The 10,872-nt window shown below is 49.6% G+C and carries 7 protein-coding genes; 3 read left to right on the top strand and 4 right to left on the bottom strand.

The features are described from left to right. Positions 1-255 (top strand): DUF3006 domain-containing protein (locus tag BW940_RS20140; RefSeq protein WP_076610949.1); only part of this gene is annotated, 255 nt, incomplete at its 5' end. 432 nt (positions 256-687) lie between these two features. Here BW940_RS20140 and BW940_RS20135 read toward each other — a convergent pair. Next, positions 688-3,513, bottom strand: a complete 2,826-nt coding sequence (locus BW940_RS20135) for a sacsin N-terminal ATP-binding-like domain-containing protein (protein WP_143823975.1) — start codon at positions 3,511-3,513, stop codon at positions 688-690. An 86-nt stretch (positions 3,514-3,599) separates the two neighbouring features. Continuing rightward, entirely contained in the window at positions 3,600-4,271 is a 672-nt protein-coding gene (locus BW940_RS21340) for a hypothetical protein (protein ID WP_143823974.1), read from the bottom strand. 1,017 nt (positions 4,272-5,288) lie between these two features. Here BW940_RS21340 and BW940_RS20130 point away from each other — a divergent pair. Then, entirely contained in the window at positions 5,289-6,041 is a 753-nt protein-coding gene (locus BW940_RS20130) for a hypothetical protein (protein WP_076610947.1), read from the top strand. Between the two features lie 641 nt (positions 6,042-6,682). On the opposite strand, the gene BW940_RS20125 is transcribed toward BW940_RS20130, so the two are convergent. Continuing rightward, on the bottom strand, positions 6,683-7,846 hold the full coding sequence (locus tag BW940_RS20125) for a hypothetical protein (RefSeq protein ID WP_076610946.1): 1,164 nt from the start codon (positions 7,844-7,846) through the stop codon (positions 6,683-6,685). Between the two features lie 565 nt (positions 7,847-8,411). Between BW940_RS20125 and BW940_RS21335 the strand changes: the two genes are divergently transcribed. Continuing rightward, positions 8,412-9,101, top strand: coding sequence for a hypothetical protein (locus BW940_RS21335; RefSeq protein ID WP_076610945.1), 690 nt, complete (start codon positions 8,412-8,414; stop codon positions 9,099-9,101). 382 nt (positions 9,102-9,483) lie between these two features. Here BW940_RS21335 and BW940_RS21330 read toward each other — a convergent pair whose 3' ends face one another. Then, positions 9,484-10,182 carry a hypothetical protein gene (locus tag BW940_RS21330; RefSeq protein ID WP_159440202.1) on the bottom strand — a complete coding sequence of 233 codons (699 nt, stop codon included), beginning with the start codon at positions 10,180-10,182 and terminating at the stop codon, positions 9,484-9,486. Between the last annotated feature and the right edge of the window lie 690 nt (positions 10,183-10,872).

Below are 10,872 nucleotides of genomic sequence, written 5' to 3'. Positions count from 1 at the left end.
GTTGACCGAATCGAGGACGGCGAGATCGCCGTCATTTTGCTGGAAGAGGACGAGCAGGTGATCGAGCAAGTGGATGTCCCTGCTGAGCGACTCCCGGAGCCCGCTCGAACGGACGGTGGCGTGCTGTCGGTGACGCTCGAGGATAATGCGGTCGTGTCGATGGAGTACCGACCGGACGCAACACGAGAACGCCGTGAATCTGTTCAGGAGAAACTGGACCGGTTGTCCGAGCGGTTGTCCGATCGTGAGGTGTGAGTTGGCTACTCGTTGACGAGCAGAGAATGCAGCAAACGGGTGTACTCAACATCTTCCAGTATTTGCTGTACTGTTCACTCGGCTACTGTCATCAACACGAATAGACACCGTAGCGTTCAGTAGGCAGATCTACTTACCGGGCCAATTCCCAGTGTGAGCGAAATCACCGTGGGAAGACATCTCTGACATCTTTTTCAGGAATCGAGTTTCGGATTTTCTTCTTATCATACCCAGACAAACAAACATAAGTGAGCTTTTTTTTCGAATTGATGGAATTTTGAGTCGGTTTAGACGAGATTGAGTAGCATTTTCGGGACTTCGATTCCAAGAATCAGGATATATGTCAACACTCTATTGAGTGGGAGGAGTGAAATCTCCATGTGTTCCGAAGCGAATTTAGATACATATGATTCACCCAGACGATCTAGGGGGTTAGAATCCATCGAAGTCAGGTGTATTCGATGGATTGTATGCTACACTACCTTTGGCACGCATGATTTCCTCGGCAGTGGAACAGTCCCTAATAACCGGTTCGTCTAGTGAATTTGTCACTGCAACCACATAGAATGTGTAGGTAGTTGTTCGTGATCGTTCTAGTTCGGCGAATTGCTGCCCTTCGATATCGATTTCGCCGGTGCTCGAGTTTACGGTTGATTTGACCTCGTAGTAATTCCCGTCGCTGTCTACAATGTCTTTGCCAGTACTTTCTCCATACTCATCCCTCTGTTCGATCGTCCTCCCTTGCTCTTCTAGCCAGTTGCAAGCATACGCCTGACCGACATACCCCGATAGCGTGGAAACAATATTATTCTGGTTCTCGTTCCCGTCTGTGTTACAAACCCCAATATCACGGAGTAATTCACGCCACTCGGTCGGATCTCCATCGATCAATTCCGGATCCACGAAACCCCTCGTATGTTTCTGGAACACCTTCGGAAACTCAGCGTGTACCATCTCGTAGTCATACTTTGGCTCATACTGGCTGGGGAAAACCAGTCTTCCTGGATCTTCCCATTGACCGCTCGCAGTCGGCAAGCGATTTATCTCTTCGAACTCGGCAGCACTCCTGTCTTCGACTGCCAGAATGTAACGGAGTGACTCACGTTTCCCTTCCTGTGACAATCTCCACCAATTACTTGACACTACTTTCTGAAGTGGTTCATCTATGTCCTCTGGCTTTCCAGTCGAGTCCTCCGATTGAATCTCCTGAACCAGTACACTCTGCACAGGCGAATCTATACCTACGGTACGCAACCACTGAGTAGTTGCCTCACTAACAGCATCGTTGTCTGCATACGCCTTCAGAATATCCCGCTCATTGACACCCGCCAGGCCTTCTTCTGGGACGCTCGCCAACAATTCTGCCGTGGACAGTTCTTCGGCCCCCAGCGCATCGAAGAAGTTTCGAACGAACGTTCCGCCCTCGTCTTTGAAGAGTTCACCAGAAACAAGACTGAATGATGTCAGCCCCGCGGCTTCGTCCGCGAGAGATCCGTATCCCCTAGGCGGGGGTGTCCTGATCTCCTCATCGTCCCAGTCGCTCCTGAACCCCTTCAACACGGGTTTGAGCCCATCATCTTCGGTCGGGACAATTTCATTTTTGAATACCTTTTGTATTCCCTCCAAGTCCCAATCATCGGTCACACCGATATTGTCCTCACCTTTATAAGCGACCGCAGCCACCTCCTCGAAGGCCATCCGAAACCAATCTATGTGACGGTCTTCCAATTGTTCACTTGGAAGGTTTCCTAATACGTTGTGGACTTCAGCGCTTTCTATTCTCCTAGAACTCAATCGGTCAAGTGCCTCTTTCTGAAACTCAATCACTGGCCAACCAGATTGTATCTCTCGAACCGTCTGGAGGTCGAACACATCTATCACACTGTCGGTAACTGCAGTCGCATTTGAAACCGGCACGTACCCCGGTGACTCTTCGCCAACAGGCTGGAACAACGCTTTCTCTTTTAGTTCACGGATATACTCACCAAGTAAATCTTCGTGGATGATCCCTTCGCCATCACGTGTTTTTGGGACGACCACTTCCAGATCGGTGTGCCATTGATCGTGATTCGCGACTGCGGTAGCGACCGGTTGGAGGACTTGCTTTCGGAGATGCTTGACCACTTCGTCGTTCCACGGACTCCCGCGCTGGATATCTTCCCGATTCAACGTGAGGTCAAAGTCAGCATGTACGACGAAGTCAATATCCAAGTCATTGAATGTGCTCAGTGGAAGGTAGCTGTGCACCGGACTGAGTCGGATCGACCCGTCGGACTCACACAGGCCGTCTCCATCATACTGGATTGCAACGAAGAGTTCGCTCCGAGTCAGATCCTCACGAAATTGGGGCCGTGCGACAGTGTCTGGTTCCCACTCGTTGCGGAACATGATGTAGGTCTGTTGTTCGTCGCCGTCGTGGATCTCTTGCACCCGAACTGGGTCCGCGATATTCTCAGGAAGGGAGACGTCATCCGCTTCTTCCAGAGCTTCGATGTAACAATCATTCGAATCATTGATATCGATGTTGGGGTGTGCCGTAGCGGCCCGCCACTGGCCACGAAGTGTCCGTTCAACGGCGCCGTCACTGCGGATTCGCACTCGCTCTAGAGAGTTCAAGAATAAGAATACAGACGGCGAGAGATTGCTGGATTCAAAAGCCGGCAAGATGTCTTCTTTGTCGGCCGATAAGTGGCCGACAATGGCGGTATTGAATTCTCTACCAAACTCGTCATCTGTGAACCGGGGACCGTGGACAGAATCAGAACCGATCCACTTGGGGAGCAAAAAGCCAGGAACAGTGTCATCGCCCCCGTCATCGTTGGCTAACTCAAAAGCGAAGTGGTAGTCATTAGAGTGTACTTCGACGCAGTCGCAGACCTCAAACAGAGACTTGAATCCGATACCCATGAAGCCAATCTCTTCGTCACTTTCCTTTCGAGATTGTCCCTGCTGTGAGACAGCAACAACGCCATTTTTGTCGAATCCCTCTCCATCGTCGAACACCCGTAGTTGTCCACGAGCACTATCAAATTCGAAGAGGATTTCATCAGCGTTCTCGTCATCTGCATTCTGAATCAACTCCAAGGGAAAGTGAGTTGCCGAAAAGCCACTCTGAACGAACTCACCACCGCCTCGGATAGAACCCTTTGCTATCCACGGCGTTTTGTCTTGGTACGCCTGTCTAATTGTGTTAATCTGGTCTTCCGGGTTGTCTGGCAAATCGTCGATTCCATGGCCTGAATTATTGTTTTGAGTCATTGTGTGAATCACAGTCTGGTTGTCGTTCGGACGATACACTCGTTATCGTTATCTGGGGCTCCGGTGTTGATCGATTATCATTCATTTCAACTTTGGTGGGGGTAGAGCTGAGAGTGTTGGAACCGTGAATACTTGATGAGCATGGAGCTTACATCTCGACCAACTGCATCAGGACCAAACACGACTGTTCCCAAGAGGACGTTTCCGTGGTACTGAAGTCTCATCACATCTGTGAACAGTCGTTCTGAGGAACTCGATGGGTCGTCGCTGAATGGATCGATACTCAACATATCCATTTGCCAGTCAGTCCATCCTGTATAGTGGGTTCTTGATTGCTCAAACTCCACGGTTACAGGTGTTTCGGCGTCGTATTCCTGTACGTACTCGGAATAACAACGTGTCGTGGCTTCTTCGATAGCATGACGACACAGTGTTTGGTCACAAACGACCGCAAGGGACGATAACACCCAGTGCGGATTTTCTTCGTCTGGTCCTTTCCAGTAGCCTTGCGCTGCAGTTTCCGCCCCTTCGAACCAGGAATTTCTGGTTCGTAGATGAGACATTATCGGTATGCTGTTAGTCCCGGTAACAGGCTCGAAGTCACCTGATGCTGCTGACTCAGGTATTAGAAGATTGGATGCAGAAATATCGTTATGGACGGTACTCTGGGTGTTGACCGTAAGCTTAGGTGCACCCGCGAGGAAGATACCACCGAAACCCTGTAAGTAAGAGCGACGACTGTAGTTTTTGTCAGTCATCGTATCCCTCCAATACAATAACCGCAAACTCAGATGTGGGAGTCTCGCGTTTCAGAACTGGCCATCGTGGTATGGGTGAGTATTGAATATCCATAATCGCTCACAGCTTGTTCCGAACCAAATACCGACGAAGCTCTCGCGTTCGCGAAAGAGAAATTGAAGCAGCCTCTCTGGTCGATCGTTGCTCCTGCCGCTGTCGAATCCGACCGCAATAGAAGGCTGCCATCTCATCGATGGTGTATTCAGGTTTGTCATTGCTCGGACTGAGTTTGCCGGTCTGTACAACTGTGTCTGTTCTGGATGATTGGTTTTCCATGATTTTCTCAGTGAATCGAAAGCTAGCGAGTGGTGACAAAGGAAAATCAAGTCAGGCGTCAGAGTGAGGGCCACGCTCTATGTAGCTCAATGCGTGGCAGGGGTCTGGGTATCTCTATCCCCATTCCACCAGCATAGCGGGAATCTACCCCAAAGCCGAAATTCCCTGAGAACAGGTCGATCGACTATCTGGTTTCTGAATATCTCCCACACGTTCGCGTTAAGCTGGCTCCGTGGGGACGGATTCGGGGTCTCTGCTGCCCAAGCAGATGTTCCGATGTGCACTCCGTTATATCGCACCGTTTGTTCCGACCATTTTGTTGGTCAGGTGCGCTCGCACGGTGGATCTCAGCCGCAGGGAGTTCGGTCCCGATTGTTGCCCAGGCTGAGAAGTGGGGGGCTTTCATATCACGTCCAGACTTCGTCAACTACCTCCATCACGTTCATATCCTGTCTGAGGGGCCCTGATTAAGAGTAGAAAATTTGTATAAACGGATTTTTCATCTGTTTTGGATTAATTCTATATTTATAGGACCCTCATGGTCTATCATGGTCTTGGAACACTCCGAAAACCGACCCCGTGGAATTCTCTCAAAAGCTGATCGCGAGTTTCTAACTGGTGAACGACAATTAGGCTCACCTCAGGCTCGGTGTAACGCACGAGCGCGTATCAGGGAGCGTGTCAGGAACGCATATTTCGATATGAGTCTTCTCTGGCGGTATCTAGAGCCAGAAGACCTCGGCCAGGCGGCCAGTCCTGACGGGAGGAGTGAACGTATAAAACTACGAAAAGCCTTCCAGGACACAGTTGCTCTAACCGTACAAGCAATAGACCATGCGAATGATGACAAGCCACTCCGGATCGGAGTAGCGCTTGGACAAGCAGGTGCTGCGGATCAATTTGATGCCAGTAAGGACGGTATACATTGGAAAACCGGTGTTCAGGATTCAATCCCCAACGAGTTCATACTAGAGTATCCACCGGGAACAGTAGATGAGCCATTGAGTTTTACAGATGATGAGGGTGAGGACCCGATTAGTGATGATTCAGGTGTCGGATACCCTAATCGGGTGGAGTGGGATACCAAGGTGAGTCCATCACCATCACAACTTGATGAACCCCACCCTAGCGAGGGGACTGTATTAGAGACTCTCATTGATGATGCATACCTCGAATACGGATATATGATGCACGAACGATTGATACAGGACCGTTCAGTTTCACCAGAGGTTATCGCTGAAGCCTACAACGAAGCTAGTTTAGGAGAGATATCAACCAAAAGAATCAGAAGAGAAAGAAGAGCTTGGGAAGAGATCGGGCTCAAGCGCCCCATATTTTTCTATCCGATGTATCGTAAGCAGAGCAGTAGTTCGGAAGACTTGTTTGACGAAATGGTCTGGTCACCCTGGTGGGAAGACAGAATTATTGGTTCTTCTTCAGATTATTTCGAATAGGTTTCATTGATATGTGAAGAAGACATTATCAGAGGAAACGATAGATAAAATTCTTCAGTTCACTCTTGCGTAGCACATTATTGATGTGGAGCTATCTTACGATTCCGCGGCGAGTGCAAAAGATCTCGAACTTGCATCACAGTGGCTCTGGCAGACAGGTATTGACCCAAGCCGCCGACGGGAAGCTGTATCAACAATCTCCCCCACAAGAGCGTACCTGATACACACCGGTCGTTCGGAACCGATGAGTCGCCAACACCCGAATCAATCGTTATGATGCCAACACTCCTAACAGATACAGAATTCCTTGTTTCGACTGTAGAAAGAGGATTTGACTTCCCTTAGTCTATCTGTCAAGAGGGGAATGAAAGGGCGAAGACTCTCAGTAAGGGGCACCACCGAATTAGACGATCCGTCAGAAACCCTATCACTCAAACAGTCACGAACAGACTACTGAAACCAGTCAGAGTTTGATTAGGTCGCTAAGTCATTCCACTATGAATCGGCTCTTAGTCACTTCTCTTGGATCGCAATCAAGGTCGACCCTATAGTAGCCACTGAAAGTCAATGCACACCGCATCGCACGACTGCTGTGAGATGTATGTGTAAATCGTTTCAGTTGTTGCTATAGTATACCACCCTCACCGTGTCTTCCGAAGCAGCCACGGTTTCGAATCGGGATCATAGTCACTGATTTTTCCGCTGTGACTCCGTGTTTCCGCGGCGAGCACTCCGATGTGTTTGAGCTGCTGGACGAAATTGAACAACACGTTGGTTCGAATGATATCCTTCCAGACCGCTTCCTCCTCGTAGATGCGGGACATTTGGCCCGCCTCGATTAATTCGCGTGCTCGCGTCCGGCCTGCCCGCGTACAGAACGTGTTCAAGAAGACGTTCGGGTACTCATGCAACAACCGACGAAGCAGGTCTGGGAAATGAATCGTCGGCCCCTCTTTTCGAAGCGCATCCAGTAACAATCGGAACTCGGGATGGCGCTCATAACAGTTCTGCAGCAAGATTGCAAGCGGCTGATGTTTCTCGACAACCGTAGAGCGACCAACCTCACTTTTCACTTCGTCGAGTTCCTGTAACGTCGAAATCCCAGATCCGCGAAGCACCGTTGCTGCGAGTTCACCCTGGTCAGTGAGTGTATACCGGTCGTCGCGTTGGAGGAGTCCCAGCGACAGCGCACTCTGACGTGCGCTTTTCCCAGCGCCAAACCCGTACTCGTCTGCGAGTACATCTACGAGTTCGTCGCCAGTCAACGGGCCGTGTTTCTCAACTGCGACAACTGGTGCGAGATAGTTCAGTGGCTGGGCAAGCGATAGGCTCGCAATATCGCCGCTAATATCACTCTGACGAAGCCGAACGGAGAGCTGCCCCTCAATATCGACGACCTGTTCGTGTGATTCAGAGGTCGGTGGGCTCGACCAGCGTGTCACACCGCTCTCAGCAGCTCCGATTACACCCACTCCTTTCGACCGAAGTAAGTCAGTGTGCTGTGTAACGACGTCCTCAGCAGCTGCAAGGTATGATACGTGCGCACCCTGCTGGTATGTGAGTGCTTGTCCGATTCCGCGGAGTAATCCGCTCGAGCCCTTCACTTCGACCGCGAACACGCGGTCCGCATTCGTGAACCCAAGCACATCCGGATACCGACCACCGATCGTGATCTGATGGGATTCACACCGATCAAGCACATCCGCATACGTCTTCTCGTGTGCGCCGGGCACATGGACAAGCGGTTGGTAGCCGCGGGAATCCAGTTCGTCAACAACATGCCCGAAAACAGCCGGTTCATCCATCTTACTCACGCTGTTGATTCTGGTCCTGTTTGAAACCTTAGGTTCGAATCGGTCGGCCTGAAATTCCATGGTGGGATTTTTGCGACCTCAGGCACGGAAGGAGCCATCCGATCTACTTGGTTGTGACTAGAGACGTACCGTCGGATGTCTTCCCGTTCGCTCAGAGCGTAGTAGTAGCCGTCGTCCGTTTTCCCGATGTAGCCGTCGTCGTAGAGACGTTTGAGTGTGGTTGTGGCGGTCCCTCGGGGGATGTCGAGGACTCCCTTGAGGTCCTGCGGGGAGTATCTTCACTTGGGATTTTGGTATAAGTACGCCACGATGTCTGACTTCGTGGTTCCCGGACGAAGGTTGAGTTCAGAGTCGTGGTCTTTGAGGAGCACCGACATAGTGTACCCAGTTGTAGTCGGTTGTATCATGGGGCTGTTTCGATCAGTTCGTATCTCTACGTAACGATTCGGTTGACTCAGACACAATATCGAGACTGGATAAAGAAATCGTATTGTCAACTATTGCTCACGAAAGGGGAGAGATTATACAAAAGTGCACGGAGAAGAGTCCGATAGAAATGTTCGAGCGGGGAGAGTCAGAGGGAGTTCGGATAATCAACGAGTGGGAGACAGGAATGAGTTGGATGGCTCATCCGGAAGAAAAAGCAGAGCGTGTCAGCCATGCCATCCGGACAGCTGATGGGGTCTGGATTTTCGATCCACTAAATGCACCAAATATTGATCAATTGATATCTGATCTGGGAAAGGTTGCTGGAGTTGCTGTCCTCTCATGCTGGCACTCCCGCGATGCAGATCTTTTTGCTGAAAAATATGGAAGTAGCGTGTATCTTCCCGAATGGATGGGGCGTGTACAGCAGCGCGTCAACGCTCCGATCAAAAGGTACGCTGAATTTCCTTGCTCTGACTTATGTGCAATCCCTAGTCGACCCTATTCGTTTTGGGACGAGGTGTTCCTCTATCAGGAAACCAGTGAGACGCTTTTTATCCCCGATTCGTTGGGAACAATTGGGTCCTTCTTGGTGGGTCAAGAGGTCTTAGGATTACAACTACTACGTCGTCTTCGATCACCGCATCAGTTGTCAGATCTTGATCCAGATCGAATACTCGTTGGACACGGAGAAGGAGTAATGGAGAACAGCGGCGCGGTACTTGAGGAAGCCCTACGAGAGCCCCGAAAGCAGTTTCCACGCGCTCTTGTCAGGAACGGTCCAGCGACCCTCCGCAATATTATCAAGACACTAGGCTAAGATAGCTGGTCGGTTATTGAATGATGAGTATTGATATCTATATAGATACGTTCTAATTATACGTACCTTTTTATCTGAAACCGCGGCCAGCGTCGGTGATGTGCGATCGAACTACGCAGGAGGATTTGCTCGTGATTGAGGCGCTCGTCGAATACCACTACGATCGGCTCACCATCCAGCCGAACCTGCGTGTTACGCGAAGATCCTCGCTGACCGACTTGCGGCAAGTCACGCCCTCTCGATCGAGAATGCGCTCGCGCAGCGGACGGCGATCGATGAGTAAATCACGAGAAGCTATTGAACTCCCCGATGGTTGTCAGAAGTTCCGTGCTGCATACAGAGGATGAACGTCGCAGGTTATCTGACTCTCTCTACTGATAATTTAGTCTTCTAACCACTCGCCACTGACTGATACTTCAAGGCCAACCTCCTCTGCCAACCGCTTCAAAAACCTTTTCTTTTCGGTACGACCCATGGTTGTTCGGAGATAGTTACCATCAGACAATTCATAAGGATGAGCCATTTCAGAACCATTTGATTTCTTTGGCTCAGTATTTAACGTCGCTCGCCCAATCCCACCAGAATATGGCAAGTCAATTTGTGACGTTATTTGATATTCTTCAATTAAATAGTCAACTGCCCGTCCCATGTTTTCTCGTTGCGATGCATGAACAACTCCGTCATTTGGTATCTCCATCCCATCAGAGAAGCTGAGCCTATAGCCGGAACTACTGCTTATAGACTTGGAATCAGTGACTCCGCCATCACTTTCTGCATGTTCTGCACCGTTTGCTCTCATTTCATTTTTATCCATACCTGCGTGGATCATATCTGCATACAATACCACTGCTTCAAGACCATCATTGTTGACCTTCTGTTTAATTTTGGCTGACCGAAGGTGTAGGTCATTGGGCACATCTTCATGATCAAATTTTTTCATATTCACCCATTCAACTTTCCCCCACGGAACAGCCTTTTGAAACTTAAATAAATACTGTCCGTTCCGTTGGATCACTAACGCAAATGTGCCTTCATCCACCGATTTGTCTTCGGGCACATATATTGATTTGTCTCTTCCCATGTCACTTACTACCATGCTTAGCCTAATGATATTTTCTCATTTGCCAGTTCAAAATATATTTCTTTATTTCATTATTATATTTGAGTGTATTTTCGACTTTGGAGAGAGAAGTTCCAAGCGGGATTTTCTGTTGACATACAAATCCTGAAGAGATCAGGGCGCTAATTGAGAATGAAGGCGGTGAAGGACGATTCAAGTAATTCCGTATCGGCTGGGAGGTAGACACGAATCAATCTCCAGAGGATATTGTTGGGGAAGCAACTGAGAAAATCGAGGAACTTCACCAGACCTTCTCCAATGGTGGTGACCGGTGGACAGAGTACTCAGAGATTGCTTAGGGGCTCGGAAACTGGCTTTTTCGGCTCAGCTGATGAGTCTGTCGTATGTACTGACTGATCATATCTCTCGCAGATCGGCACTCAGTCGTGCCGTATTCGCGCTATGTACCTTGCAAGAGACTCAAGGGAATAAATTGAATTTGGTATTTTGAATGTAGGGCAATGCACCACGACGTTCACGGTTGATACTACACCAAGCTCTCACCGGAGAGCTTATTGACATATAAACCCATCGGAGAATCCCCCCTACGCCCTAATCTCAGTACTTCACAAAGCCGGTTAGTTAGAACGTCTGCTTGCTGAAGATGTGTCCAAACACCAGCAGCAAGCAGACAGTGAAATACACGAAGAC

Origin of the sequence: Natronorubrum thiooxidans (assembly GCF_900156475.1) — an archaeon.
Lineage (GTDB): Archaea > Halobacteriota > Halobacteria > Halobacteriales > Natrialbaceae > Natronorubrum > Natronorubrum thiooxidans.
The sequence above is the reverse complement of the archived record's forward strand: the minus strand, read 5'-3'. Positions and strand labels throughout refer to the sequence as shown.